Genomic DNA, 24,634 nt, shown 5'->3' on the forward strand with positions numbered 1-24,634 from the left:
GTTTATTTTTTTAGCCGTTGTTATTACGGCTGCCAGAACGGCGAGTCGGGCTCACCTGGCTATGACGCTTCACTGCGCGGCGAATCTGATTCGCTTTCACGCGGCGACGATCTTTCTCAACCGCCACTTTCGACGTGGTTTCTGGTTTGAGTTCGACCAGTTCACGTAAATAGTTGGTCTGGGTTAAATCCAGCTCCGTATACCCACCGCGCGGCAGGCCTTTCGGTAGCAGGATGTCACCATAACGCACACGAATCAGTCGGCTAACCTGCACACCCACTGCTTCCCAAAGACGGCGCACCTCACGGTTACGACCTTCAGTCAGCGTGACGTTGTACCACTGGTTGATGCCTTCACCGCCGGTGAATTTGATCGTTTTAAACGCCGCTGGGCCGTCTTCAAGCTGAACGCCGCGCGACAAATCACGCAGTTTATGTTCATCCACTTCACCGAAGACACGTACCGCATATTCGCGTTCAACTTCGCGGCTCGGGTGCATCAGGCGGTTAGCCAGTTCACCATCGGTAGTGAATAACATCAAACCGCAGGTGTTAACATCCAGACGACCGACAGCAATCCAGCGCGCACCGCGCAATTTTGGCAGACGGTCAAAAACGGTTGGACGTCCTTCCGGATCGTTGCGGGTACACAATTCGCCTTCCGGCTTATAGTAAGCCAGCACGCGACAAATCTGTTCTGCGGACTCTTTCACCGAGATCACGTGGCCGTCGAGACGAATTTTCATTCCCGCGACGACTTCCACACGATCGCCCAGCTTGGCAATTTTGCCATCTACACTAACGCGACCGGCTTCAATAATGGTTTCGATTTCACGGCGTGAACCGTGGCCAGCACGCGCCAGCACTTTCTGTAATTTCTCGCTCATTGAGCATCCTTCATGTGTCGCCTTCACAGGCGTCTGGTATACTTTCTAAAACAACGAGTTAACTTAACTCACTGCTCTGTAACTATTTCATGGTACACAGCATGGCAAACAACGTGTCACACAAGCTGTCACACACAATGATTCGTGGGCGCACATACTACACGAATTTTAGACTAAATGATTCAACAAGTTTTGTGCGTCTGAGTCTTGGTACTGACAGCCAAAAGCAAGCCGAAGTTATCATGAATCAGATCCGTCAATACATCCCGCTGGTCCAGAATGGGACAATGGGCATTGAGGAGTTTAAGAGGAAGATACAAGGCTACCGCGCCGCCACTAAACAGGACTTTGACAGCTATCTGTTACGCGCTCTCGAAAGAGATGTTGCCGAAGTGGAGCGGCTCCCAGAGTTAGGACAATGGCATAAAAACATCAATCCTGATTCACCTCAATCGCCATCCGAAACAGTAGAAGCAGCTCAGGGCTATGCAGATGCCCATTTTAACCGGATGGTGGACGGCAGCGAACAAACAGCGAACGAAGTGCTTGCCAGCCTCCACATGCAGTACAGCTCATGTTTGAAGGTGAAAGTTGATTTATCTTTTAAACTCCCCTCAAGACCTTTGATCTTTTGCTCGGCATCGAACAAAAGTGTTTGCATTGTCACGGCTTCTATCTTGGCGTTAGCAAGTTCAACCATCAGATTAGCCAGCTCAAGTTTGAGCGTAGCCTTGTCCAGTTCATCACTGTTATTCGCCAGCTTCTGAGTGATGCTAACCGCTTTATCAAGGATTCCAACCTCTGCCGCCGTACCTGCCAATACACCTGCCATAACATCCCCTACCTGAAATTTATCGAAGACCAACTCCCACAATTTTCCGGATAATTTTCTGTTACGAAACGAAGTTTCACTTAGGTCTAATACTTATTGCGCATGTGGTTATTGTTTGTAAAATAACCTCTGTGATTATTTCTATAACAAGTAGAGGGATTTATGCAGCAATACACCAACGAGATCACGCCTGAAATCCGAGAATCCTCCTCAGAGCCACCCTACGACGAAGATTTTTTAGCAAGCTGTGACAGCAAGGCACGCGAAGAGCTTGAGGATTTTAACAAACAAGTTAGTCGCCCATTAGCTTACATTTTCCGATTCGCTGTAGTGGGAAGCATCACCCGCAACGGTGGAGTGATCCGCAATGCTTCGGCAGGCAGTACAACTGGTGGGTATAAGATGGCGCGAGTTGGAGATAAAGTTGTTTACGCTAATGGCAGTGAAGCCACTATTGTTTCCGGTGCTGGCAAGGCCCGAATCATGCAGGGCGCGTCCGCTGCACTCGTTGGCAGTATGCTCGATAACGGCGACGAAATAATCTCAACGCCACAATCCCGTAGCAGATTGGTATTCCGTGAAGGTGATACACTCCCGGAAGGATTCCTGACCATGCCATGGAGTAAGCACTGATGGGAGTTAAGGGTTACTTTCTGTTCAGAGGTGATAAGACTGTTTGCGGCGGAAGAATCCTCGAAGGTTTTACCGATCACCAGTTTTTCGATAAAGACATGGCGTGCGAAGGCCATAAAGTTACCTGCGGCAAACATCCAGGCCATTACCGTATTTGCGGCGGGCTTAATGACGATGACATACATGGTAAAAGGATTGCCGGAACTCTGGACAGTTATAGCTCCTGCCCCTGCAAATCGAAGTTCGTTCCTTCAAATTGGGATGATTATTACGAACTGGGTGGAGAACCAACAGTAACGCACACCGAACTATCTCACCTCGTCAAGATGCCTGAACTTCCAGGGCCGATTGAGTCAGAACCGGAACAGCGCGCCCAGGCAGCGAAGAAGAAAACAGGCATAGATGCTGGTTTTGTTGTTCTCCCCTATGGAGGTACTACGGAAGCCTGGCAGCGCCTGCTTTTCAGTGAAAACCCACCAGCAGGAGCCAAAGAGCTATTTGCTACGCTGAACGGTGCAGACAAAAGCTATAAAGCTGCTTCTATCATGCTTCTGGTTGATCCTGATAAGCAGGACAGCGGACAGATCGCCCACATGAAAGCCGCGAAAGCACGAGTTGATGCGGCATTAGCTCCCCTTTCAATTCACCAAGCCAACTTTCTTTTCAAACACAAAGACACTATTGAGATGTTCGCCGCTGCCGCCAGTACAGCAAGCGACACTTATGGATACTCAGGGCAAGCTACTGAAGCCGCGAAGGGCTATTTCGAGCAGGTAGAAAAAATTCTTGTCGAGATCGAGAGGACTTACAAAAATCAGTACATCACCAGTGGCACGCTGATCGGCGAACAGTTCTTCGTTGAACGTCGTCGTTTGTTCGGTCAACTTGATAGCGTCCTGAAAATGTTCATGAAGCACCGATTCATGTTCAACGAGTACGCCGACCTTAAAAGCGCTCTTGGCCTTTCCAGCAGTTCTATCACGCATCGCTGGAACGAAACAGGTGTTAGCGATATTGAAGGTTACGCGACTCACATCGAAAAAATGGCTAAGTACGTCAAATGGATGGAAACAGCCGGGAAGATTGGTCTTGGTTTGTCTGTTTTTGATACCGCAGCGAAAATCACCGAAGCCTGAACGGTTGGTAGGGATTGCGCCAAAACCTCGTTTACCTCCATTGGGGAGTTTTCGGGGAGCCTTATTGGGGGGAAAGTGGCGAGCAAAATATTAACGGGAAGCGCCGTTGATACAGTATGTGCTGTTGTTTTGGGGGCTGCGACGTTTGAAGCTGGCGGCGCTGGTGCCTTGCTCTGCACGCTTGGTGTAGCAGGTGGCATTTCCTATGGAAGCGATAAAATATTCAGTTCAACTATGGGTACTATTGGTGAATTCTCAGGGGAAAAGTTAGGATTTTATGAGGCCACAAGTGATGATTGACCTAAAAGATGTGGTAATCGTAACTGGACTCATTGCAATGGTTTTAGGCGCAGGCAGTATCATAGCTTCAGCCCTGAACAAAAAAAGGTACAAGGAGATCTGCGTACTCTACAAAGAGAAATTTGGTGATTTACCTCCGATGGTTCAGATTTTCGATGATGTGAACACCCTGTATGTGGATTTTGCATACAGCGTAAAAATGCAATTCATCTTCAGGCCACTGCTCTGGAACAAAAGTTCCAACATGACCAAAAACGATGATCGGGACTTTATTCGAGGGCTACCGAAACGACTCATTGGCCCATTTTACGTAGAGCTATACCTCGCAATTATAAGCCTTGCATTTTTTATCATTAGCGGCGTGTTGGTTTTCTATATAAAGCACAGTGGCGGTTAAAAGGGCTGTTCTGACCAACTTAACACCTCATAAGGCTGGAATCCCCCAGCCTTTCCCCGATAATTTAGACAATAAAGCCCAATTTCCATTGGGGAGTAGCGTTGTCAGGGCATTCAACGATACGTTAGTTGCTTACTGTCAATTGTTCACCCGTTTCACTATCCTGCACAACACCGTTATCCACCCATTCGCCGCTGTGCTCATCCCCGTTTTCAGTGGTAATAGTTACTTCTTTATCGCCACTGGTAGCACAGATAGTAGAACCATCGTCAGTACTGTATTCATAATCGCAAGCAATAGCAGATGACGTTGAGCAAACCAGCAATAACAGTATCATCGAAGGTTTCATTTTATTCTCCATCAAGTTTGGGCAAACCAATGCCCTACCATTTACCAGTTTATGCAATCAACCACCGGGAGCAAATCTCTCAACGGCGGCCTATGTGTGTATCTTGCTGTGATGCCTAACGATTGGGTTCGTGAGTGTCCGACGCAGAACTGCACCATTACGGGCAACGCCTTTGTCATAGCCTCTGAAATGAAAGTGTGACGAAGAGCATGGATCACCCTCTTCTGTCCAAATTCATTAAACTTTTGTATTTTACAATCAGCCATGATGCTGTGCCACTCAAGCCCGATTTGCTCATACGTTGGCAGATCACCGAAGACTGGATCAGTAGGTTTGAGCGATTTAATTCTCGCTAAAAGTAACTTATCTAAGGTTGTGCTTAACGGTATCTGCCGCACAGCCTGATCAGTTTTACCGCCGTCAATGAATATATACCAGCGCCGTGTTTCCTCATCCTCACGAATGTGCTCTTTACGGATCACAGCAATTTCTCCCCGGCGTGCTCCGGTATAAATCAGAGTCAGAAAATAATCTCGTCGCCAATCGGTGCAGATATTCAGATACTTCACAAGGCGCTGCATCTCAGGTTTTGAATAAGAGCCGCCCTTGTTTTCCGTCACCTCGTATTTGATCCCTTCGGTAGGGGCTTTCTCTAAAATATCCTTTTCATCCCTCAGAAAGAACTTGAAGAAAGAGGAGTAAATCTTAAGATGCTTTTGGACATTGGCACTGCTCAGTAAATCTTCTTCAGGAACATCGAAATCGACACATTCTGGAAGCGTCATTTCCGAGTACGGCTTTTTGTTCCGGCGCGGTAAGTTTTCAATCACTTCCAAAACTTGGCGAATGTGCTGCTTCGTGATCACTCCGACAGGAAGATCACCGATAACGTGCAGCAACACATCATCGAACCGCTGGCTTTCGTTAGCTACAGCCGCCGCCCAGCCCTTGCCTTTCTCTGTGGAGAACATCTTCCATGCAACAGAGAGCAGAGGAGTACCGTGACTTTCAGGCTCAGACGTAGACGCGACAACTTTTTTAGCTGCTGGCTTTTTCTGCCGTTCCGCTTCAGTTAGCTTGAATTGCATCTCTTCGACTAAAGAGCGATAACGGACAAGATCACCAGAATAAAAAGCATCGTATGCTTGCTGGAGCATAGCCTGGTGCATGTCGATCTGCCCAGCCACCTCGTAAGCCTGCTCTACGTCATGTTGTTAAAAGGAAACCTTCTTCTTAAACAAAGTGGCGAGTAACATCCGCGCCGTTGAATCATCGCCGCTATACACGCGATTCAGATGAACATCCGCGCGGCCTTTCGCCTCAGTAACACTGGCAGTCGGAGAGATTGCGTAATCAGAATCAATCTGGCGCTGCATCCGTACAAGTTCAGGCATCCGTTTAGCTTCCTCAACACCAATCCGTCACCAATCCAGCAGATAAGTATCGAAATCGCGTTGAGTGGCTTCTCTGAAACCGTCAATCTGCATTTTAACTGCTCGACAGGCAGCGAACCACTTTGAACGAGAGGGATGCAAGCGCTGAGGCGTGACATTGTAACTTCGACCGCTTGCAATGAATCCGTGCCAAGGCTTCGACGGAAAAATGTTCCGTCTGGAAGTCGAAAGTTGACGTAGTAAACGTTACCGCGCTTTGTCGTGAATCGAGGAATCTTGTTGTACACTCTGTTCCTCATTGCGTTACCAATTTTGTTATACATTTCATGGAGTTAACGCTATCACTTTGATTTAGTTAGATGGTTTTTCGCCTTCACAGGCGTCGAATTAGGGTCAAAAAAGCGATTTCCCGCTATTTTGATGGCCGCGTAGTATATCTGCTTATACCTTTACAAGAAAGGCTTAACGTCGCCCACGCCTTCACGAATCACTTCAGGCGCATCTTCCGTGAGATCAACAACCGTGGTCGGCTGCTGGCCGAGGTATCCGCCGTGGATAATCAGATCGACCTGTTTTTCCAGACGGTCTTTGATTTCTTCCGGGTCGGATTCCGTAAATTCACTGCCTGGCAGCATGAGCGACGTCGATAGCATCGGCTCGCCAAGCGTTTCGAGCAGCATCTGGGCAATCGGATTAGATGGCACGCGCATGCCGATCGTTTTCCGTTTTTCCTGTAACAAACGACGCGGCACTTCCTTGGTTCCTTTCAGAATGAAGGTATAGTTGCCCGGCGTGTTGTTCTTGATTAAACGAAACGCGACGTTATCCACGTATGCGTAGGTCGAGATTTCGGAGAGATCGCGACACATCAGGGTAAAGTTATGCCCATCCGGCAAATGACGAATGCGGCAGATACGTTCCATCGCCCCTTTGTCTTCGATTTTACAGCCCAGCGCATAGCCGGAATCCGTTGGATAGACAATCACACCGCCCTTACGAACGATCTCGACGGCCTGATTGATCAAGCGCGCCTGCGGGTTATCCGGATGGATATAGAAAAACTGACTCATACTTCCCTCTCTTCAATTTGTTGCTGCGGCTGTTCCCATAGCTGCCAGACCGGTTCTACGCCTGCGGGCAACCAGAGCTTGCGCCCCAGTTCAATCCACGCGCAAGGCTGATGAAAATCTGAGCCTTGCGAAGCCAGTAAACCGAACTGGCGGGCGTAAGCCGCATGCTGCGTGCGCTCATTGGGAGCCTGCTGGCATTGGGCGACTTCCATCGCTTCACCGCCGAGTTCGGCAAAGTGAGCCAGCAGCCTTTTCAACCACTTAGCTGACAGGTTGTACCGCCCCGGATGGGCCAATACCGCCTTTCCGCCAGAATGATGAATTACATCAATAGCTTGTTTTATTGTACACCACTGTGGAGGAACGTAACCGGTTTTACCGCGCGCGAGATATTTTTTGAATACATCAGCAAAGTTACTGGCTTTACCGGCCTCAACCAGGAAACGGGCGAAGTGGCCACGCGTCACGGCTCCGCCGTTCGCGAGGCGTTGCGCGCCCTCCAGCGCACCGGGGATCAGCGCTTTTTCAAGCCGTTCACCAATCAATTCAGCGCGCTGATTGCGGCGCTCTTTCTGTTCTTCCAGAAAGGCACACAGCGCCGGATGTTCAATATCAATGTTTAAACCCACGATGTGAATTTCGTGGTTTTCCCAGACGGTGGAAATTTCTACGCCAGAGATGAGGTTCAACGCCAGTCCGCTGCGCGCAATTTCCGCACGCGCTGCCGGAATGGCATCTGTGGTGTCGTGATCGGTAATAGCCAGCGTCCCCACGCGCATTTCGACGGCACGGTGGACCAGTGCTTCAGGCGTGAGCAGCCCATCAGAGGCTTGCGTGTGGCTGTGTAAATCATAAATCACGGCGTATTTTGTCTCGCTCAAAGCGGTTTCCATCACAGGTTTATCGTATTTAAGAACGCTATGATAACGGCTTGCGCGGAAATTCTGAAATCAGGGGTTGACAATGCCCCATCGAACTAGTTAACTAGTACGAAAGTTCACTCAAGAAGGTATCTGAAAATGAAAGCACATTTCTCCCAGCACGGTTGGTGGCGCACTTCCTGAATATCGGGCAGTGTCATTCGTGTGCGTTACGAAAACAGATACCTGGCCCGCGACTATGCGGGCTTTTTTATGAACAGAATATGAGAACAACAACATGCAAACAGCCAAAACAAAACTTGAGTTGCTGACCTGCGAAGCAATCTATCGCCACAACCCAACCGCCTTGTTTCAGCAAGTCTGCGGTGCACGCCCTGCCACGCTGCTGCTGGAATCCGCCGATATCGACAGCAAAGACGATCTCAAAAGCCTGCTGCTGGTAGACAGCGCATTGCGGATCACGGCCTTAGGTGACACTGTCACCATCCAGGCGTTATCAGAAAACGGTGCGTCGCTGCTGCCGCTGCTGGATGCCGCTCTGCCCTCTGGCATCGAAAATGAAAAACGTCCGCAAGGCCGCACACTGCATTTCCCAGCGGTAAGCCAACTGCTGGATGAAGACGCGCGTCTGTGTTCGCTGTCCGTTTTTGATGCCTTCCGCTTACTGCAAAATCTGGTGGATGTACCTGAGGACGAGCGCGAAGCGATGTTCTTTGGCGGGCTGTTTGCCTATGATCTGGTTGCCGGATTCGAAAACTTACCCGAAACCGAGCAAGGCAACCGCTGCTCGGATTACTGCTTCTATCTGGCAGAAACCCTGATGGTGATTGACCATCAGAAGAAATACACCCGCATTCAGGCCAGCCTCTTTACGCCTTCCGCTGCTGAAAAACAGCGCCTTGCACAGCGTATCGAACAGCTGCAACAGCAGATGACGGAAGAACCGACTGCGCTACCGGTGCAAAGCATCGAGCACATGCAGTGTGAAGTGAGCCAGACGGACGATCAGTACGGCGCGGTTGTCCGCCAGATGCAAAAAGAAATTCGTGCAGGCGAGATTTTCCAGGTGGTGCCGTCGCGTCGCTTCTCACTCCCGTGCCCTTCTCCGCTGGCAGCGTATGACGTGCTGAAGAAAAGCAATCCGAGCCCGTACATGTTCTTTATGCAAGACAACGAGTTCACGCTGTTTGGCGCATCGCCTGAAAGCTCACTGAAATTCGATGCGACCAGTCGTCAGATTGAGATCTACCCGATCGCCGGGACGCGTCCACGCGGTCGTCGCGCGGATGGTTCACTGGACCGCGATCTTGACAGCCGCATCGAGTTAGAAATGCGTACCGACCACAAAGAGCTCTCCGAGCACCTGATGCTGGTTGACCTGGCGCGTAACGATCTGGCGCGCATCTGTACGCCGGGCACCCGTTACGTCGCAGATTTAACCAAAGTTGACCGCTACTCCTTCGTGATGCACCTCGTTTCACGCGTTGTGGGCGAGCTACGCCACGATCTCGATGCGCTGCACGCCTACCGCGCCTGCATGAATATGGGCACCCTGAGCGGTGCGCCAAAAGTGCGTGCGATGCAACTCATCGCTGGCGCCGAAGGCCGTCGTCGTGGCAGTTACGGTGGCGCAGTCGGGTACTTTACCGCTCATGGCGATCTGGATACTTGCATCGTGATCCGCTCGGCCTACGTTGAAGACGGCATTGCCACCGTCCAGGCAGGCGCTGGCATCGTTCTCGATTCTGTTCCGCAATCTGAAGCTGACGAAACTCGCAGTAAAGCTCGCGCGGTCTTGCGCGCTATCGCCACCGCACACCACGCACAGGAGATTTTCTGATGGCTGACATTCTGCTGCTCGATAATATCGACTCCTTTACTTACAACCTGGCAGACCAGCTGCGTGCAAACGGCCACAACGTGGTTATCTACCGCAACCATGTCCCGGCGCAAACACTGATTGAACGTCTGGAAACCATGCAAAACCCGGTGCTGATGCTTTCTCCTGGCCCTGGCGCGCCAAGCGAAGCAGGTTGTATGCCTGAACTGTTGACCCGTATGCGCGGTAAACTGCCGATTATCGGGATTTGCCTGGGCCATCAGGCGATTGTTGAAGCCTACGGCGGCTATGTGGGTCAGGCGGGTGAGATCCTGCACGGTAAAGCGTCCAGCATTGAACACGACGGTCAGGCGATGTTTGCCGGACTGCCAAACCCGCTCCCGGTGGCGCGTTATCACTCTCTGGTGGGCAGCAACATTCCTGCAGGGCTGACGATCAACGCCTCGTTCGAGGGTATGGTGATGGCCGTGCGTCATGACGCGGATCGCGTATGCGGTCTGCAATTCCACCCGGAATCCATTTTGACCTCTAACGGCGCGCGTCTGCTGGAACAAACTCTGAACTGGGCACTACAGAAGCTGGAGCAAACCAACACGCTGCAGCCGATTCTTGAAAAATTGTATCAGGCGCAAACGCTCACCCAGCAGGAGAGCCACCAGCTTTTCTCCGCCGTTGTGCGCGGCGAGTTGAAGCCGGAACAGCTTGCCGCCGCGCTGGTGAGCATGAAAGTACGCGGTGAGCAGCCGCAAGAAATTGCCGGTGCCGCCACTGCTCTGCTGGAAAACGCCGCCCCCTTCCCGCGCCCGGATTATCAGTTTGCCGATATCGTCGGGACCGGTGGTGACGGCAGCAACAGCATCAACATCTCCACGGCCAGCGCATTTGTGGCAGCGGCATGTGGGATGAAAGTGGCGAAACACGGTAACCGCAGCGTTTCCAGCCGCTCGGGTTCATCTGACCTGTTGGCCGCTTTTGGCATCAACCTGGAGATGAACGCTGAACGTTCACGTGAAGCGCTGGACGATTTGGGCGTCTGCTTCCTGTTTGCGCCGAAATATCACACCGGTTTCCGCCATGCGATGCCAGTTCGCCAGCAGTTAAAAACCCGTACGCTGTTTAACGTGCTTGGGCCCTTGATCAACCCAGCGCATCCGCCCCTGGCTCTGATTGGCGTCTACAGCCCTGAACTGGTGTTACCGATTGCTGAAACCCTGCGTGTTCTGGGTTATCAACGTGCCGCCGTGGTACACAGCGGCGGGATGGATGAAGTGTCGCTTCATGCCTCAACGCTGGTTGCCGAACTGCGCGACGGTGAAATCCAAAGCTATCAGTTGGAAGCGTCAGACTTTGGTTTGACGCCGTACCACCAGGAACAGCTTGCAGGCGGCACGCCAGAAGAAAACCGTGACATTCTGACACGCTTGCTACAAGGTAAAGGTGAGGCTGCCCATGAGGCCGCTGTCGCCGCGAATGTCGCGATGTTGATGCGCTTACACGGCGAAGAAGATCTCCAGGTTAACGCGCAGAAAGTGATGGCCGTATTGCGTTCCGGCGCAGCTTACGACCGCGTTACCGCACTTGCGGCAAGAGGGTAAATAATGCAGACCGTTTTAGCGAAAATCGTTGCCGATAAGGCTATCTGGGTTGAAGCCCGCAAAGAACAGCAGCCGCTGGCCAGTTTTCAGAATGATGTTGTGCCGAGCAGCCGCCGTTTTTATGACGCCCTTCAGGGCGCTCGTACCGCCTTTATTCTGGAGTGCAAAAAAGCCTCCCCGTCTAAAGGTGTGATCCGCGACGATTTTGACCCTGCGCGTATCGCTGGGGTTTACAAACACCACGCATCGGCCATTTCGGTGCTGACGGATGAGAAATATTTCCAGGGCAGTTTTGATTTCCTGCCGATTGTGAGCCAAATTGCGCCGCAGCCGATTTTGTGCAAAGACTTCATTATCGACGCGTACCAAATTTGGTTGGCACGTTTTTATCAGGCCGACGCCTGCCTGCTGATGCTGTCCGTTCTGGATGACGAACAATATCGCCAGCTCGCTGCCGTGGCGCACAGTCTGAATATGGGAGTGCTGACCGAAGTGAGCAACGAAGAAGAGCTTGAGCGTGCGATTGCACTTGAAGCCAAAGTCGTTGGCATCAACAATCGCGACCTGCGCGATCTCTCCATCGATCTCAACCGTACGCGTGAGCTTGCTCCGCGTCTGGGTGCCGGTGTGACGGTGATCAGCGAATCAGGTATCAATACTTACGCTCAGGTTCGCGAGTTAAGTCATTTCGCAAACGGCTTCCTCATCGGCTCAGCCATGATGGCTTACGATGATTTAAACGTCGCGGTGCGCCGCGTTCTGCTGGGTGAAAACAAAGTCTGCGGCCTGACTCGCGACCAGGATGCTGCGGCGGCGCTTGAAGCGGGCGCAATCTATGGCGGATTGATTTTTGTCGACGGTTCGCCGCGCACTATTTCAGAAAGTCAGGCGCGTGAAGTGATGGCAGCCGCGCCACTCAGCTACGTTGGCGTGTTCCGCGATGCGCCTGTAAATGACGTCGTGGCGAAAGCCGAGAGCCTGACTCTCGCCGCCGTTCAATTGCACGGCAGCGAAGACCAGCAATATATCGACGCGCTGCGCCAGGCATTGCCTTCGCAAATCCAGATCTGGAAAGCGCAGAGCGTGGCCGACACCTTGCCAGTCCGCGATTTGAATCACGTTGATAAGTATGTGCTTGATAACGGCCAGGGCGGCACGGGCCAGCGTTTCGACTGGTCGCTGCTGAACGGTCAGAAGCTGGATAACGTCCTGCTCGCGGGTGGGTTAAGCCCCGACAATTGCGTAGAGGCCGCGAAAGCGGGCTGCGCAGGTCTCGATTTCAATTCAGGCGTAGAGTCCCAACCGGGAATCAAAGATGCCAGCAAACTGGCCTCGGTATTCAAGACGCTGCGTGCATATTAAGGAAGAGAAAATGACAACATTATTAAATCCGTATTTCGGCGAGTTCGGTGGGATGTACGTTCCGCAAATTCTGATGCCTGCCCTGCGCCAGCTCGAAGAAGCGTTTGTGAGCGCCCAGAAAGATCCGGCGTTCCAGGCCGAATTCACCGACCTGCTGAAAAACTACGCGGGCCGCCCGACGGCGCTGACCAAATGCCGCAACCTGACCGAAGGCACCAAGACCACGCTGTACCTCAAGCGTGAAGATTTGCTGCACGGTGGCGCGCACAAAACCAACCAGGTGCTTGGCCAGGCGTTGCTCGCCAAACGCATGGGCAAAACGGAAATTATCGCCGAGACAGGTGCCGGACAGCACGGCGTAGCGTCGGCTCTGGCCTGCGCCCTGCTCGGCCTGAAATGCCGCATCTATATGGGTGCCAAAGACATTGAGCGTCAGTCACCTAACGTGTTCCGTATGCGTTTGATGGGTGCAGATGTGATTCCTGTGCACAGCGGCTCCGCGACGCTGAAAGATGCCTGTAACGAAGCGCTGCGCGACTGGTCTGGCAGCTATGATACCGCGCACTATATGCTCGGTACGGCAGCAGGCCCGCACCCCTTCCCGACCATTGTGCGTGAATTCCAGCGCATGATCGGCGAAGAAACCAAAGCGCAGATCCTCGAAAAAGAGGGTCGTCTGCCGGATGCGGTGATCGCCTGTGTGGGCGGCGGTTCAAACGCCATCGGCATGTTCGCTGACTTTATTGATGACTCCAGCGTTGGGTTGATTGGCGTTGAACCTGCAGGTCACGGCATTGAAAGCGGCGAGCACGGCGCACCGCTGAAACACGGTCGCGTGGGTATTTATTTCGGTATGAAATCGCCGATGATGCAGACCGATGAAGGGCAGATCGAAGAATCTTATTCCATCTCGGCAGGTCTCGACTTCCCGTCCGTCGGGCCACAGCATGCGCATCTGAACAGCATCGGCCGTGCAGAATATGTGTCGATTACCGATGACGAAGCGCTGGAAGCCTTCAAAACCCTGTGTCGTAACGAAGGGATTATCCCGGCGCTCGAATCTTCTCATGCCCTTGCCTATGCACTGAAAATGATTAAAGAGGACCCGGAAAAAGAGCAGTTACTGGTGGTTAACCTTTCCGGTCGCGGTGACAAAGACATCTTCACCGTTCACGATATTTTGAAAGCACGAGGGGAAATCTGATGGAACGCTACGATAACGCATTTGCTGAACTCAAAGCCCGCAAGGAAGGCGCCTTTGTTCCCTTCGTCACACTTGGCGATCCAGGGCCAGAGCAGTCGCTGAAGATTATCGACACCCTGATTGCCGCCGGTGCCGATGCGCTTGAACTGGGGATCCCCTTCTCCGATCCGCTGGCGGATGGCCCCACCATTCAAAGTGCAACTCTGCGTGCATTCGCATCCGGCGTGACGCCAACGCAGTGTTTTGAAATGCTGGCGACTGTACGTCAGAAATACCCCACCATTCCGATTGGCCTGCTGATGTACGCCAACCTGGTGTTCAACCGTGGGATCGATGAGTTTTACGCCGAGTGCGCGCGCGTCGGTGTGGATTCCGTGCTGATCGCTGACGTACCGATTGAAGAGTCTGCGCCGTTTCGACAGGCGGCGATGCGTCACAACATCGCGCCGATTTTCATCTGCCCACCGAATGCCGATGACGAACTGTTGCGCCAGATTGCCTCTCACGGTCGCGGCTATACTTATTTGCTGTCCCGTGCGGGCGTGACCGGCGCTGAAAACAAAGCTGCCGTTCCGCTGCATCACCTGGTCGAAAAACTGGCTGAATACCACGCCGCGCCGCCGTTACAGGGTTTCGGTATTTCTTCGCCGGAGCAAGTGACCGCTGCCATCGAGGCTAATGCAGCGGGTGCCATTTCGGGTTCCGCCATTGTGAAAATTATCGAGAAAAACGTCGATAAGCCCGATCAGATGCTGACGGAACTTCGCGAATTCGTTACCGTAATGAAGGCCGCGACTCGCCACGCATAACGGTTTCGCCGTCCGGACTCATCCGGGCGGCGAATACCACTACCGCTTTCGTACCGTCCGCATGGGGGAAAGTGGTAGACCAGAATTGATCTGTTCGAGCTTTTCGAACGCCCTCGCTTTTCAAATATTCCCCGCAGCGTATTATCCCGTTTTCTTCCGGCACTCAGCCGCGCATACACCTTCTGAGTTCAGAGGCTTACACATGTCATGGCAACACTTCAAACAGGCATACCTGATTAAATTCTGGTCCCCTGTACCTGCAGTTATCGCTGCGGGGATCCTCTCTACCTATTATTTTGGTATCACCGGCACCTTTTGGGCGGTCACGGGCGAGTTCACCCGCTGGGGTGGACAGCTTTTACAACTTGGCGGGATCCACGCCGAAGAGTGGGGTTATTTTAAACTCATCCATCTGGACGGCACACCGCTCACGCGCATCGACGGAATGATGATTATCGGTATGTTCGGCGGTTGTTTTGCTGCCGCCCTGTGGGCCAATAACGTCAAACTGCGGATGCCCAAGAGTCGTATCCGTATTGCACAGGCGATTGTGGGCGGGGTTATCGCCGGGTTCGGCGCGCGTCTGGCGATGGGCTGCAACCTGGCGGCCTTCTTCACGGGCATTCCACAGTTTTCGCTTCACGCCTGGTTTTTTGCTGTCGCGACCGCCATCGGTTCCTATTTTGGCGCACGCTTCACGCTGCTGCCGATATTCCGCATTCCGGTCAAAATGACCAAAGTTAGCGCCGCCTCACCGCTGACGCAAAAGCCCGCTCAGGCGCGACGCCGTTTCCGTCTTGGCATGCTGGTCTTTTTCGCCATGATCTCCTGGGCGCTGTGTACGGCGATGAATCAGCCGAAACTCGGGCTGGCCATGTTGTTCGGCGTGGGCTTTGGCTTGTTGATCGAACGGGCGCAGATCTGTTTTACCTCCGCGTTCCGGGATATGTGGATCACGGGCCGCACGATGATGGCGAAAGCCATTATTGCCGGGATGGCCGTCAGTGCGATCGGTATTTTCAGCTATGTACAACTCGGTGTTGAGCCAAAAATCATGTGGGCTGGCCCAAATGCGGTCATTGGCGGCCTGCTGTTTGGCTTTGGTATCGTGCTGGCGGGTGGTTGTGAAACCGGCTGGATGTACCGCGCCGTCGAAGGTCAGGTACATTACTGGTGGGTAGGGTTCGGGAACGTCATCGGGTCAACGATTCTGGCGTATTACTGGGACGATCTGTCACCCGCATTAGCCACAAGCTGGGACAAAGTGAATCTGCTGAGTACCTTTGGCCCACTGGGTGGATTGCTGGTGACATACGCCCTGCTATTGATCGCGTTCTTACTGGTTATCGCTCAGGAGAAACGCTTTTTCCGTCGCGCAACGCGTCAATCTAAAACACAGGAGAATGCGGCATGAAAGAGATCGTTCCCGATTATCGTCTGGATATGGTGGGTGAACCCTGCCCTTATCCTGCCGTCGCCACGCTCGAAGCGTTGCCTCAGCTCAAGAAAGGAGAAATTCTGGAAGTGGTCAGCGATTGCCCGCAATCCATCAACAATATTCCGTTGGATGCGAAAAACCACGGATACACCGTCCTCGACATTCAACAGGACGGCCCGACCATTCGGTATTTGATTCAGAAATAACGCTCCAGACAACGCCCTCGCTCGGGGCGTTGTCTCCCCTCCTCTTTGCGGCTAAAAAACAATCAACACATTGCGTTAGCTCTCATTTTCTTTTGATACGTGGGAATACTGTATCCTTAATTTCCATGAGGATATTCTAATGAAAAAATTACTGATTTGTTGTCTGTTCGGCAATACCGCGCAGTCTCTGGCAAAAAAAATGCAGCATTCTGCCGATGAACAAGGCATTAAAATTCTAGTAAGTGCCGTCGGTCTGGATAATTTCGCGAGCGTCGCCCCGGCATTTGACGCCTATTTGGTCGCACCCCATATTCAGTACAAACTGGAAGATTTGAGGAAAGAAATTGGTGAAGGACTGCCCATTACGGTGATAGAAAGCTATCCGTTTGCGTCACTGGATGGGGAAAAGGTGTTGGCATTCGCACTTGAAAATATGCCCGAACTGGCGCAGTAACAGGCTAGAGATGCGCAGAGAAAACAGGCCGCCGTGTGACCCGTTTTCTCTGTTAATGCACCTCATACAGAATAAAATGCATCTCTAAATCATCATCCAGTAAAATGTGTTCATCAAAATTACCCTGACTCACTGAGCCAACAGCAGATCGCCAGAATTGCAGCGCAGCGGTGTTTTCGAGCATCACTCGGGTTTGCCAAAGCCCGGGACGACGTTGTACTGCAAGGCGAAACGCCTCTTTGCCCACCCCCATCCCTTTGAATTTGCGCAGGATGAAAAACTGATCGATATCATAACGCTCAACGTTATGCGGATAGCGTCGTAGTAAACAGAAACCCGCCAGTTCGTCGCCGTGATAAATCAGAAACGGCCAGTGGTCTTCACGCTCCCAGTGCGGGTCCAGCAACGACGCGTTATAGCCGTATTGTCCGTCACTTCCGCACGGCCACTTGCCATATTCCGCGAGATCGTAAACGTAATAACGAAAAAGGTTTTCGACAATGTGTCGATGTTGCGCCGCCGATCGCAGACTCACGGTGTTGTCCGCAGACATTTTGCACTCCCTTACAGAAAATGATTCGAGTCATGGCTATTTCGCCGGTCTGTTCCACGGCATTTTTGACAGTAACATTGCCATGCCACACCAGCCACTGACTCCGGCAAAAAGTAAACCTGCACCGACAAAGCCTGACAGTAAAAACAGCCCGCTATTGACGGTGTACCCCAGAACAACGCCTGTAAGAATGAGTGTGCCCGCCACAATCTGAACTTGTCTCATGATCGGCAATGGTTGCTTTTTGTCTTCATTCGTGGGGAATTGAGCGCTCTTCCACGCATTGATCCCACCCGTCATCAGTAAAACCGGCGCGGGGCTAGCTGCGTTGATAAGCGTAATGGCATTTTGGGCGGTACGCATCCCGGACTGACAATGAAAAATGACAGTCTGTTGCTCTACGCCATCCACTGTTTTACCTGCCGCGATGTCGGAAAGAGGCACCGAACGCGCGTTCGGTATGTGCTCGCGCAGGTATTCAGCGCGGTCTCGAATATCAATGAGCACGGCCCCTTGTTCAATGCGTTTTTTCGCTTCGAGCGGTGATACGGATTCTGGGATCATTTGAGGTCCTCCGGGCAGAAAATGTCTTTTAAGGTGGAGATGACCTTTTTAACAGCCAGGTCTTTGATGAAATAGTTCACGCGTTGCGCCACCCTCTCCGACTCAATTAAGCCATCGTCTTTCATTTTTGCCAGGTGCTGTGAGGTTGCAGAGGGCGTTAAGCCGGTCAATTGCGCCAACTCCCCTGACGAAGTGCCGGGTCTGTCAATGAGAATGCAGAGGATCAAAAGCCGCCTGCTGTTACTCATCGACTTGAGCAGTTTTGTTGCCAGCGAGGCGCTTTCCTGTAATTGATGCAGTTGAGTATCTTTCATTTGCAACTTTAGAATTGTCTAAATTTAGAAAACACTAAATCAAATGGCACTCTTGCGCAATCAAAAGATCTCGATAGCTGAACGTCTGCTTCGTGCGAGAACGGACGTTGGTGATTGATCAAATGCACTGCACAGAAAATCCCTTACTCAGAAAATTCAATGTTTACTGGCGTCATGATTGATTAAACGCGCGCGGCAGACATCCAAAATTTCATCGGCCAGCGCGGAATTATCCGGGCAGGCACGAGACAGCACCAGGGCGCCAACAAGATGCGCGATGGTATCTATCAGGTCAGCGCGCGAACCCTTTTCAGTCCCTAAAACGGCGAGTTGGCGTTCAATTCCGGCTGCAAATGTCTCCTTGATTGACTCCGATTGACGCGCTGCATCAGTACCCAGAGCCGACATCACACAGCCAGTCCCCTTATCATCTCGGTGTTGGCGGGAGAGATAATATTCAATGAATTTTTCCCGGTTAACACCCTCCGTTTTTTTGGCGGATTGCGTAAAACCGCAGCTCATCGCTTCAGACAACAAATCAGCCTTGGAACCAAAGTGCTTGTAGAAGCCGCCATGAGTTAACCCTGCCTCTGACATCAGTTCTGCTATCCCGATGCCATCGTAACCGCGCTCACGGAAAAGTTCTGAGGCCGTTTCAACGACTCGCATCCTGTTCTCGCGAACCTGCTCTTTTGACACTTTCATGTTTTTACCCTCTCAAAACAGAGCCTGATTATACATTGATGATGATCATAATCAAACCAGTTGACTTTAATGATTATGATCATCATCATTAATTCATCATCTCGACCCACCCTTTAGCAGGCGAATAAATATGACGAACCAGGCACTATTTCAACCCTATGATCTTGGCCCGATAACCCTTGCCAACCACATCGTGATGGCTCCCCTGACGCGTAATCGCGCAGGTGCTGGGCTGGTACCAGGCGAGCTGGCAGCAACGTATTATGCCCAGCGTGCTACCGCTGGACTGTTGATTACCGAAGCCACGCAGATTTCACCACAGGCGCAGGGCTATCAGGATACGCCGGGGATCTATACGCAGGATCAAATCGATGGCTGGCGCAAAGTGACTGACGCGGTTCATGCCAAAGGTGGGCGGATATTTATTCAGCTTTGGCACGTAGGTCGAATTTCGCATGTCGATTTACAGCCTGGTGGTACTGCGCCAGTCGCACCTTCCGCGATCCGCGCCGAGACGAAAACCTTTGTGAACAACGGTTTTGCTGATGTCTCAGCGCCACGTGCGCTCGAGCTGCAGGAAATAAACGGGATCATCGAAGATTTCAGAAAGGCATCTGCCAATGCCATTGCCGCCGGGTTTGATGGCGTAGAAATCCATGGTGCGAATGGGTATCTGCTGGAACAGTTCCTTAAAGACGGCGCTAATCAGCGTACCGATGAATACGGCGGCTCTGTCGAGAATCGTGCGCGCCTGCTGTTGGAAGTCACTGCTGCCGTCATAGATGAGATCGGTGCCGATCGCACTGGTGTGCGCATTTCACCGGTATCTCCTGCTAATGCGATTTCATGCAGTGATCCGCAACCTCAATATGACTACCTCGCTGAGCAACTCGATGAATTAGGCATCGTGTATCTCCATGTGGTTGAAGGGGCTACGGGCGGGCCGCGTGATGTAGCACCCTTCGATTATGATTCACTACGTCGACGCTTTAAAAACACCTACATCGGCAACAATGGCTATGACCTGCCGTTGGCGACCGCTCAGCTTGCGCAAGGCAAAGCCGATCTGTTCGCGTTCGGTCGTCCGTTTATCTCCAACCCGGATCTGGTCGAAAGGCTGAAGACGGGCGCGCCTCTGGCACCACTGAATCCTGAAACGCTTTATGGCGGTGGCGCTGCGGGATATACCGATTACCCGTCACTTACTGAGACCAGCGAGTAAAGCATCAAATGTCACGGCGCTGCCTGCATCGCACCCTTCAGATTCTGTTAACACATCAATAAAGAAGATCAACTCATGACTAAAGCTTCAGTTCTTATTACAGGCGCATCAACAGGTATTGGTGCTGTTTACGCAGAACGGTTCGCCCGCCGGGGACACGACCTTGTTCTGGTCGCCCGCGACAAAGCAAAATTAGAGATACTGGCCGATCGCCTGCGACAGGAAAATAGTATTTCTGTCGATGTTCTGCCTGCCGACCTCACGCAAGCCGTGGATTTAGCGACTGTCGAAGCGCGTCTGCGTGAGGATTCGCAGATTGGTATTCTTATCAATAACGCGGGTATCGCGCAGTCCGGTAGTTTTACAGAGCAGACGCCTGAGTCGATAGAACGCCTCATCGCGCTTAACGTCACGGCATTGACGAGACTGGCCAGTGCCGTGGCACCACGCCTTGTAAAAGCCGGTGAAGGGTCGATCGTTAATATCAGTTCCATCGTTGGACTCGCCCCTGAATTTGCAATGACGGTTTACGGTGCAACCAAAGCCTTTGTTCTTTTCTTGTCTCAGGGAATGGATATCGAGTTGTCATCTAAAGGCATTTATGTCCAGGCGGTGCTCCCTGCCGGTACCTACACGGAAATTTGGGACCGTGCGGGTATCGATATCAGCAACTCGGCAAAATTCATGGAAGTGGGCGAGTTAGTCGATGCTGCACTGGTTGGCTTTGATCGCCGTGAACTGGTCACTATCCCACCTTTACAGAATGCTGCCCGCTGGGACACCCTCAATGCTTCGCGTCAGGCTTTGCTTTCAGACATCAAACAAGATGAAGCCGCAGAGCGATACAAAGCACTTTAGGTAAAGAGGTGTACTCGGCAGAACGATTTTTTGGGTGTTCTGCCGAGCGGAGAATCATACATAAATCGCTTATGGCGCCTCTTCTCATCTCCGATGAGAAACCTCAAATAAATCATGAAGGTCTTGTTCAGCATGACAAAAAAACGTGTAGCGCTCGTTACAGGCGCTTCCTCAGGTATCGGCAGAGCGTCTGCTATTAAACTGTTAGCCGCAGGTTATACGGTATACGGCACAAGTCGGCGTGGTGCGTTGGCGGGTAAGCATCCGTTTCCGTTATTAACACTGGATGTGACGGACGACGCCTCTGTCAACTCGGCTATTGATGAGTTGCTGCGCCTGGAGGGGCGGATCGATATTCTGGTGAATAACGCGGGCTTCGGGGTCGCTCCGGCTGCGGCAGAAGAAAGTTCCATTGAGCAGGCCAGGCACATTTTCGACACCAATTTTCTGGGCATCGTCAGGTTAACGCGGGCTGTTGTCCCTCATATGCGACGTCAGGGCAGCGGGCGCATCATTAACATTGGCTCGATACTCGGGATCGTTCCGTTGCCGTATGTAGCACTTTATGCTGCCAGTAAGCATGCAGTCGAAGGATACACAGGAGCACTGGACCATGAACTGCGCACGCAGGGCATTAGGGTATCCGTTATCGAACCTGCCTACATAAAAACCCAGTTTGAAGCCAATAATTTAGAGCCGGATGCGAAGCTGGAAGAATATGACCTTATGCGGGCGAAGCTAACGAAAGTGGTCAGTAAGGCAATGGCCGAAGCGGAAAGTCCGGACGTTGTGGCAGACGTAGTGGTTAAAGCTGCTGAGACTTTGCGACCAAAGGTGCGTTACACAGCGGGAACGCTGGCCGGTAAATTGAATTTTCTTCTCAGATTCGCGCCAGCAAAAATCCTGGATAAGGTCGTACGAAATAGCCTTCAACTTGATGCGAAAAAATAAAAATGAAATTTTCGCGACTGGCTATTCTGGCGTCCGTGTTGTTTTTTATTCTGGCTACGGCATGGATGTTTTTCCCGGAACAGTTCCTCACGCTGTGGGGAATTGAAACCACAACAGGTACTGACGTGCTCGGCCGACGCTCTGCTGCATTCTTTGCAGGAACAGGAGTCATGTGTGTATTAGCAAGGAATGCTGAGCCTTCCCCCACTCGATATGCTCTGGCCGCCGGTGTTAGCACGATATGTTTTGTGTTAGCCGTGTCTGGCATCGTCGAATGGCAGGAAGGACATGTCAACGGGAAAATTCTTGTGGCTGTGCTTATCGAGCTGTTACTGGGAATCGCTTTTTTACTCAGCAATAAGGGCATCCGGAAAATCGACAGGATAAACAACAAATGAAGACTAAGACGATGAAAGCATTCACGTTTAAACGCTATGGGAAATCCCCGGCGCTGGGATTTGAAAACAGAGATTATCCTTCCATCGGTCCTGACGAAATTCTGGTTAAGGTTTACGCTGTAGGCCTTAATCCCATAGACAACATGATCCCCACCGGAATTTTTAAACCGGTTTTGCATTTTACGCTTCCCGCAACACTGGGTAGCGACCTGTCCGGGATTGTGATTGCAACGGGAAGCCGGGTGACGCGTTTCAAGCCCGGCGACGAAATCTTCGCCAGTATTTTCGACAGGGGCACAGGCTCTCTTGCCGAATTTGCCGTTGTTCCTGAAAACCTTGCGGCCTTTAAACCTGCAAATCTGAATTTTGTGCAAGCCGCTTCACTGCCGATGGTGAGCCTCACCGCCTGGCAGGCGCTCACAGAGAGAGCCAATCTGCAGCCTGATCAAAAGATTTTCATCCCAGCGGGTTCTGGGGGAATTGGGAGTTTTGCCATCCAGTTGGCGAAGCATCTTGGCGCAAAAGTGGGAACGACGACAAGTTCAGTCAACGTCGAGTGGGTCAGTCGTCTCGGCGCAGATGAAGTGGTTGATTACAAAACGCAGGAATTTGAAAATGTGTTGAGAGGCTACGATATTGTTCTGGGCACTGTCAGAGGGGATACGATTGAAAAGTCCATTTACATTCTTAAGCCTGGCGGAAAGATTATTTCTCTCATTGGGCCGTTAGATGCTGCTTTTGCACGTGAGCGGCATTTAAATATCTTTCTGCGTTCTATATTCAGTCTGATGAGCCGTAAAATCATCCGTCATTCTAAGAAGAGGAGCTTAACCTATTCATTTCTCCTCGTTCGGCCTGATGGCAAGCAACTCGCTCAAATAAGTAAGCTCATGGAAGCGGAACACATTATTCCAGTGATTGACAAAGTATTCCCCTTTGCAGAAACAAAGGATGCGCTTGACTATCTGGCTGGAGGACACGCGAAGGGAAAAGTTGTCGTTACTATTCATGAATGACAACAACTGCGGTTTACATCTGCCTAAGAGACAATAGCGACTCTGCTCATCAGCTGTGTGTGGTTCGGCCGGAGTATCTTTATTTACTTATTTAATTCATTCGCACCGGTGAAATGTTGCAAGATGTAAATATTTAACTTATGGTGCGCCCCTGCTTCTGCTAACACCAGACCTAATGGGCAGAAGTTCAATTGAGCGGGGAGGATTGATGTCTTTCCCCGCAGTTTTTATTGGCGAATCGCCTCAAAAAACCCTCACCTCATTCCAAAATAAAAACCCGCACGTTTGGCGGGTTTTTACTGTTTGTTGCGCCGTTTATCTGAACGATGAATTCAGAGGAACTTCAGCGTCAGGTTCGTGCGTAATTCTGTTTCGGAGATCGCGGCGAATTATCTCAATAGACCAGAACCAAATTAAGTGGCCAAGTATTTCAGAGACGTTTTCATACCATGGAAGGTCGAAAAGCGGTGGGGTTAAGCCCATCAGCGGGAATGAAATCATATGGACAAATAGCTGTGCAAGTGCACCGGCTAACAGCCCCTGCCATAACTTAATTTTAGGGAACACTTCCGCAACGACACAATAACCAACGGCAAACACGATGGAGAATATAATGTGTGTTACCCCAACCCAGTTAAACGCATGCCCCGCAAAGGTATAGACCGCTGCATTTGGGTCAACCATTCCCAGCCAATCGCGGAGAAAAATGTAGGGAGGATTAAGGAAGTTTCTGGAGCAGTCGATATGCTCAGCCGCACGAATTAATGATTCAGGCCCACATGCACTGGTAAACATATCAACAGGACTACGCGGTGGAAGCGGAACTTCAGCGCCCCATTTTACAAATGCCGAAACCACACCGGAAATAAGCCCAACAAACAGTGCAACACCAAAACGACGCCTACGGGGTTCGGTTTGCACAAAAAAGTCTTTTAACGCCATAAATCCACCACTTAGAAAGAATATTTACAGTTCCTTAATCTTCCTTAACTTGGGTGCATCACATTTTGATACAGATCACACTTTACCCTGCAATTTTATGAAAATTGTTTTAACCAACAAAACACTCGTATCGTTGGCGGGTTTATTTTTGTTAATGAGCGCACTTCGCTTTAACGTCCAGAGCGCCTTTTCCGTGAGCAGAGAATTAATACGCAATGATTGTCACGTCATTTGAGTCAATGAGCGCTCTGTACAACGACGCCGACAGGAAAGAATAGAAAAACTGGCCATACAACGACCAGTTTTGCAGAAAGGTTTTGCAGAA

General features: G+C 51.4%; 29 protein-coding genes and 1 other annotated feature. Of the genes, 18 read left to right on the forward strand and 11 right to left on the reverse strand.

Annotated elements, in window-relative coordinates:
• Nucleotides 1-10 precede the first annotated feature (10 nt).
• Nucleotides 11-886, reverse strand: a complete 876-nt coding sequence (gene rluB / locus AC07RN_RS06760; RefSeq protein ID WP_012017591.1) for a 23S rRNA pseudouridine(2605) synthase RluB — start codon at nt 884-886, stop codon at nt 11-13.
• Between the two features lie 101 nt (nt 887-987).
• Between rluB and AC07RN_RS06765 the strand changes: the two genes are divergently transcribed.
• The 5 genes from AC07RN_RS06765 to AC07RN_RS06785 all read left to right on the forward strand — a co-directional run bounded on the left by AC07RN_RS06765 (nt 988) and on the right by AC07RN_RS06785 (nt 4,184).
• Entirely contained in the window at nt 988-1,653 is a 666-nt protein-coding gene (locus AC07RN_RS06765; RefSeq protein ID WP_478335943.1) for a hypothetical protein, read from the forward strand.
• Between the two features lie 227 nt (nt 1,654-1,880).
• Nucleotides 1,881-2,351: a PAAR domain-containing protein gene (locus AC07RN_RS06770; RefSeq protein WP_478335944.1), complete on the forward strand. Its 471-nt coding sequence runs from the start codon at nt 1,881-1,883 to the stop codon at nt 2,349-2,351.
• Nucleotides 2,351-3,487, forward strand: a complete 1,137-nt coding sequence (locus AC07RN_RS06775; protein ID WP_478335945.1) for a PAAR domain-containing protein — start codon at nt 2,351-2,353, stop codon at nt 3,485-3,487. Before AC07RN_RS06770 ends, AC07RN_RS06775 begins: the two co-directional genes overlap by 1 nt.
• 75 nt (nt 3,488-3,562) lie before the next feature.
• The gene (locus AC07RN_RS06780; protein ID WP_478335946.1) at nt 3,563-3,787 is read left to right on the forward strand and encodes a hypothetical protein; all 225 of its coding nucleotides are present in this window, start codon (nt 3,563-3,565) and stop codon (nt 3,785-3,787) included.
• Nucleotides 3,780-4,184, forward strand: a complete 405-nt coding sequence (locus tag AC07RN_RS06785) for a hypothetical protein (protein ID WP_478335947.1) — start codon at nt 3,780-3,782, stop codon at nt 4,182-4,184. The genes AC07RN_RS06780 and AC07RN_RS06785 overlap by 8 nt, the downstream gene beginning before the upstream one ends.
• Before the next feature lie 124 nt (nt 4,185-4,308).
• On the opposite strand, the gene AC07RN_RS06790 is transcribed toward AC07RN_RS06785, so the two are convergent.
• The 5 genes from AC07RN_RS06790 to rnm form a co-directional block, all read right to left on the reverse strand.
• The gene (locus AC07RN_RS06790) at nt 4,309-4,533 is read right to left on the reverse strand and encodes a hypothetical protein (RefSeq protein WP_478335948.1); all 225 of its coding nucleotides are present in this window, start codon (nt 4,531-4,533) and stop codon (nt 4,309-4,311) included.
• A 41-nt stretch (nt 4,534-4,574) separates the two neighbouring features.
• Nucleotides 4,575-5,720, reverse strand: coding sequence for a tyrosine-type recombinase/integrase (locus tag AC07RN_RS06795; protein ID WP_478335949.1), 1,146 nt, complete (start codon nt 5,718-5,720; stop codon nt 4,575-4,577).
• 27 nt (nt 5,721-5,747) lie between these two features.
• Complete coding sequence (locus AC07RN_RS06800; protein ID WP_478335950.1) at nt 5,748-5,927, reverse strand: hypothetical protein; 180 nt, start codon at nt 5,925-5,927, stop codon at nt 5,748-5,750.
• A 449-nt stretch (nt 5,928-6,376) separates the two neighbouring features.
• Nucleotides 6,377-6,997: an L-threonylcarbamoyladenylate synthase gene (locus AC07RN_RS06805; protein WP_012017592.1), complete on the reverse strand. Its 621-nt coding sequence runs from the start codon at nt 6,995-6,997 to the stop codon at nt 6,377-6,379.
• Nucleotides 6,994-7,878: an RNase RNM gene (gene rnm / locus AC07RN_RS06810; protein WP_133630148.1), complete on the reverse strand. Its 885-nt coding sequence runs from the start codon at nt 7,876-7,878 to the stop codon at nt 6,994-6,996. The genes AC07RN_RS06805 and rnm overlap by 4 nt, the downstream gene beginning before the upstream one ends.
• Nucleotides 7,879-8,037: 159 nt before the next feature.
• Nucleotides 8,038-8,132 (forward strand) — a sequence feature (Trp leader region).
• Between the two features lie 23 nt (nt 8,133-8,155).
• Between rnm and AC07RN_RS06815 the strand changes: the two genes are divergently transcribed.
• From AC07RN_RS06815 to AC07RN_RS06850, 8 genes are all read left to right on the forward strand, one after another.
• The gene (locus AC07RN_RS06815; RefSeq protein WP_478335951.1) at nt 8,156-9,718 is read left to right on the forward strand and encodes an anthranilate synthase component 1; all 1,563 of its coding nucleotides are present in this window, start codon (nt 8,156-8,158) and stop codon (nt 9,716-9,718) included.
• On the forward strand, nt 9,718-11,313 hold the full coding sequence (gene trpD / locus AC07RN_RS06820) for a bifunctional anthranilate synthase glutamate amidotransferase component TrpG/anthranilate phosphoribosyltransferase TrpD (RefSeq protein WP_133630146.1): 1,596 nt from the start codon (nt 9,718-9,720) through the stop codon (nt 11,311-11,313). Before AC07RN_RS06815 ends, trpD begins: the two co-directional genes overlap by 1 nt.
• Before the next feature lie 3 nt (nt 11,314-11,316).
• The gene (gene trpCF, locus AC07RN_RS06825) at nt 11,317-12,675 is read left to right on the forward strand and encodes a bifunctional indole-3-glycerol-phosphate synthase TrpC/phosphoribosylanthranilate isomerase TrpF (RefSeq protein ID WP_478335952.1); all 1,359 of its coding nucleotides are present in this window, start codon (nt 11,317-11,319) and stop codon (nt 12,673-12,675) included.
• A gap of 10 nt (nt 12,676-12,685) precedes the next feature.
• Complete coding sequence (trpB, locus tag AC07RN_RS06830; protein WP_478335953.1) at nt 12,686-13,879, forward strand: tryptophan synthase subunit beta; 1,194 nt, start codon at nt 12,686-12,688, stop codon at nt 13,877-13,879.
• Nucleotides 13,879-14,688, forward strand: a complete 810-nt coding sequence (gene trpA, locus AC07RN_RS06835) for a tryptophan synthase subunit alpha (protein WP_235133392.1) — start codon at nt 13,879-13,881, stop codon at nt 14,686-14,688. The genes trpB and trpA overlap by 1 nt, the downstream gene beginning before the upstream one ends.
• A 61-nt stretch (nt 14,689-14,749) precedes the next feature.
• Nucleotides 14,750-16,102: a selenium metabolism membrane protein YedE/FdhT gene (gene yedE / locus AC07RN_RS06840; RefSeq protein ID WP_478335954.1), complete on the forward strand. Its 1,353-nt coding sequence runs from the start codon at nt 14,750-14,752 to the stop codon at nt 16,100-16,102.
• Nucleotides 16,099-16,332: a sulfurtransferase-like selenium metabolism protein YedF gene (gene yedF / locus AC07RN_RS06845; protein WP_003856774.1), complete on the forward strand. Its 234-nt coding sequence runs from the start codon at nt 16,099-16,101 to the stop codon at nt 16,330-16,332. Before yedE ends, yedF begins: the two co-directional genes overlap by 4 nt.
• A gap of 139 nt (nt 16,333-16,471) precedes the next feature.
• A complete protein-coding gene (locus AC07RN_RS06850; RefSeq protein WP_012017655.1) occupies nt 16,472-16,786 on the forward strand; it encodes a PTS sugar transporter subunit IIB in 315 nt (104 codons plus the stop codon).
• Between the two features lie 52 nt (nt 16,787-16,838).
• Here the strand turns inward: AC07RN_RS06850 and AC07RN_RS06855 are convergent, their stop codons facing one another.
• The 4 genes from AC07RN_RS06855 to AC07RN_RS06870 all read right to left on the reverse strand — a co-directional run bounded on the left by AC07RN_RS06855 (nt 16,839) and on the right by AC07RN_RS06870 (nt 18,922).
• The gene (locus tag AC07RN_RS06855; RefSeq protein WP_235133395.1) at nt 16,839-17,339 is read right to left on the reverse strand and encodes a GNAT family N-acetyltransferase; all 501 of its coding nucleotides are present in this window, start codon (nt 17,337-17,339) and stop codon (nt 16,839-16,841) included.
• 36 nt (nt 17,340-17,375) lie between these two features.
• Nucleotides 17,376-17,903, reverse strand: a complete 528-nt coding sequence (locus AC07RN_RS06860; protein ID WP_449554524.1) for a rhodanese family protein — start codon at nt 17,901-17,903, stop codon at nt 17,376-17,378.
• Complete coding sequence (locus AC07RN_RS06865; RefSeq protein WP_012017658.1) at nt 17,900-18,217, reverse strand: ArsR/SmtB family transcription factor; 318 nt, start codon at nt 18,215-18,217, stop codon at nt 17,900-17,902. The genes AC07RN_RS06860 and AC07RN_RS06865 overlap by 4 nt, the downstream gene beginning before the upstream one ends.
• 156 nt (nt 18,218-18,373) lie before the next feature.
• On the reverse strand, nt 18,374-18,922 hold the full coding sequence (locus AC07RN_RS06870) for a TetR/AcrR family transcriptional regulator (protein WP_478335955.1): 549 nt from the start codon (nt 18,920-18,922) through the stop codon (nt 18,374-18,376).
• Nucleotides 18,923-19,052: 130 nt separating this feature from the next.
• Here AC07RN_RS06870 and AC07RN_RS06875 point away from each other — a divergent pair, with 130 nt between their 5' ends.
• The 5 genes from AC07RN_RS06875 to AC07RN_RS06895 all read left to right on the forward strand — a co-directional run bounded on the left by AC07RN_RS06875 (nt 19,053) and on the right by AC07RN_RS06895 (nt 23,367).
• Nucleotides 19,053-20,144, forward strand: coding sequence for an alkene reductase (locus AC07RN_RS06875; protein WP_478335956.1), 1,092 nt, complete (start codon nt 19,053-19,055; stop codon nt 20,142-20,144).
• Nucleotides 20,145-20,219: 75 nt separating this feature from the next.
• Nucleotides 20,220-21,002 (forward strand): SDR family NAD(P)-dependent oxidoreductase, encoded by a 783-nt coding sequence (locus tag AC07RN_RS06880; protein ID WP_478335957.1) that lies wholly within the window; start codon nt 20,220-20,222, stop codon nt 21,000-21,002.
• 132 nt (nt 21,003-21,134) lie between these two features.
• Complete coding sequence (locus AC07RN_RS06885; protein WP_478335958.1) at nt 21,135-21,953, forward strand: oxidoreductase; 819 nt, start codon at nt 21,135-21,137, stop codon at nt 21,951-21,953.
• Nucleotides 21,954-21,955: 2 nt separating this feature from the next.
• Nucleotides 21,956-22,351: a hypothetical protein gene (locus AC07RN_RS06890; protein ID WP_478335959.1), complete on the forward strand. Its 396-nt coding sequence runs from the start codon at nt 21,956-21,958 to the stop codon at nt 22,349-22,351.
• Nucleotides 22,348-23,367 (forward strand): NADP-dependent oxidoreductase, encoded by a 1,020-nt coding sequence (locus AC07RN_RS06895; protein WP_478335960.1) that lies wholly within the window; start codon nt 22,348-22,350, stop codon nt 23,365-23,367. The genes AC07RN_RS06890 and AC07RN_RS06895 overlap by 4 nt, the downstream gene beginning before the upstream one ends.
• A 315-nt stretch (nt 23,368-23,682) precedes the next feature.
• Here the strand turns inward: AC07RN_RS06895 and AC07RN_RS06900 are convergent, their stop codons facing one another.
• Nucleotides 23,683-24,309 carry a YagU family protein gene (locus AC07RN_RS06900; RefSeq protein ID WP_012017665.1) on the reverse strand — a complete coding sequence of 209 codons (627 nt, stop codon included), beginning with the start codon at nt 24,307-24,309 and terminating at the stop codon, nt 23,683-23,685.
• Between the last annotated feature and the right edge of the window lie 325 nt (nt 24,310-24,634).

This window comes from Lelliottia sp. GFLA7 (assembly GCF_056490165.1).

Bases quoted from the DNA above. Each gene is read 5' to 3' on its own strand.
- yedE (WP_478335954.1), top strand. From the start codon at position 14,750: ATGGGGGAAAGTGGTAGACCAGAATTGATCTGTTCGAGCTTTTCGAAC.
- trpCF (WP_478335952.1), top strand. From the start codon at position 11,317: ATGCAGACCGTTTTAGCGAAAATCGTTGCCGATAAGGCTATCTGGGTT.
- rluB (WP_012017591.1), bottom strand. From the start codon at position 886: ATGAGCGAGAAATTACAGAAAGTGCTGGCGCGTGCTGGCCACGGTTCA.
- AC07RN_RS06875 (WP_478335956.1), top strand. From the start codon at position 19,053: ATGACGAACCAGGCACTATTTCAACCCTATGATCTTGGCCCGATAACC.
- AC07RN_RS06765 (WP_478335943.1), top strand. From the start codon at position 988: ATGGCAAACAACGTGTCACACAAGCTGTCACACACAATGATTCGTGGG.
- AC07RN_RS06850 (WP_012017655.1), top strand. From the start codon at position 16,472: ATGAAAAAATTACTGATTTGTTGTCTGTTCGGCAATACCGCGCAGTCT.
- AC07RN_RS06870 (WP_478335955.1), bottom strand. From the start codon at position 18,922: ATGAAAGTGTCAAAAGAGCAGGTTCGCGAGAACAGGATGCGAGTCGTT.
- AC07RN_RS06790 (WP_478335948.1), bottom strand. From the start codon at position 4,533: ATGAAACCTTCGATGATACTGTTATTGCTGGTTTGCTCAACGTCATCT.
- trpD (WP_133630146.1), top strand. From the start codon at position 9,718: ATGGCTGACATTCTGCTGCTCGATAATATCGACTCCTTTACTTACAAC.
- AC07RN_RS06775 (WP_478335945.1), top strand. From the start codon at position 2,351: ATGGGAGTTAAGGGTTACTTTCTGTTCAGAGGTGATAAGACTGTTTGC.
- AC07RN_RS06890 (WP_478335959.1), top strand. From the start codon at position 21,956: ATGAAATTTTCGCGACTGGCTATTCTGGCGTCCGTGTTGTTTTTTATT.
- AC07RN_RS06880 (WP_478335957.1), top strand. From the start codon at position 20,220: ATGACTAAAGCTTCAGTTCTTATTACAGGCGCATCAACAGGTATTGGT.
- AC07RN_RS06785 (WP_478335947.1), top strand. From the start codon at position 3,780: ATGATTGACCTAAAAGATGTGGTAATCGTAACTGGACTCATTGCAATG.
- AC07RN_RS06805 (WP_012017592.1), bottom strand. From the start codon at position 6,997: ATGAGTCAGTTTTTCTATATCCATCCGGATAACCCGCAGGCGCGCTTG.
- AC07RN_RS06815 (WP_478335951.1), top strand. From the start codon at position 8,156: ATGCAAACAGCCAAAACAAAACTTGAGTTGCTGACCTGCGAAGCAATC.
- trpA (WP_235133392.1), top strand. From the start codon at position 13,879: ATGGAACGCTACGATAACGCATTTGCTGAACTCAAAGCCCGCAAGGAA.
- AC07RN_RS06865 (WP_012017658.1), bottom strand. From the start codon at position 18,217: ATGAAAGATACTCAACTGCATCAATTACAGGAAAGCGCCTCGCTGGCA.
- AC07RN_RS06770 (WP_478335944.1), top strand. From the start codon at position 1,881: ATGCAGCAATACACCAACGAGATCACGCCTGAAATCCGAGAATCCTCC.
- AC07RN_RS06855 (WP_235133395.1), bottom strand. From the start codon at position 17,339: ATGTCTGCGGACAACACCGTGAGTCTGCGATCGGCGGCGCAACATCGA.
- AC07RN_RS06885 (WP_478335958.1), top strand. From the start codon at position 21,135: ATGACAAAAAAACGTGTAGCGCTCGTTACAGGCGCTTCCTCAGGTATC.
- AC07RN_RS06800 (WP_478335950.1), bottom strand. From the start codon at position 5,927: ATGCCTGAACTTGTACGGATGCAGCGCCAGATTGATTCTGATTACGCA.
- AC07RN_RS06860 (WP_449554524.1), bottom strand. From the start codon at position 17,903: ATGATCCCAGAATCCGTATCACCGCTCGAAGCGAAAAAACGCATTGAA.
- trpB (WP_478335953.1), top strand. From the start codon at position 12,686: ATGACAACATTATTAAATCCGTATTTCGGCGAGTTCGGTGGGATGTAC.
- AC07RN_RS06895 (WP_478335960.1), top strand. From the start codon at position 22,348: ATGAAGACTAAGACGATGAAAGCATTCACGTTTAAACGCTATGGGAAA.
- yedF (WP_003856774.1), top strand. From the start codon at position 16,099: ATGAAAGAGATCGTTCCCGATTATCGTCTGGATATGGTGGGTGAACCC.
- AC07RN_RS06900 (WP_012017665.1), bottom strand. From the start codon at position 24,309: ATGGCGTTAAAAGACTTTTTTGTGCAAACCGAACCCCGTAGGCGTCGT.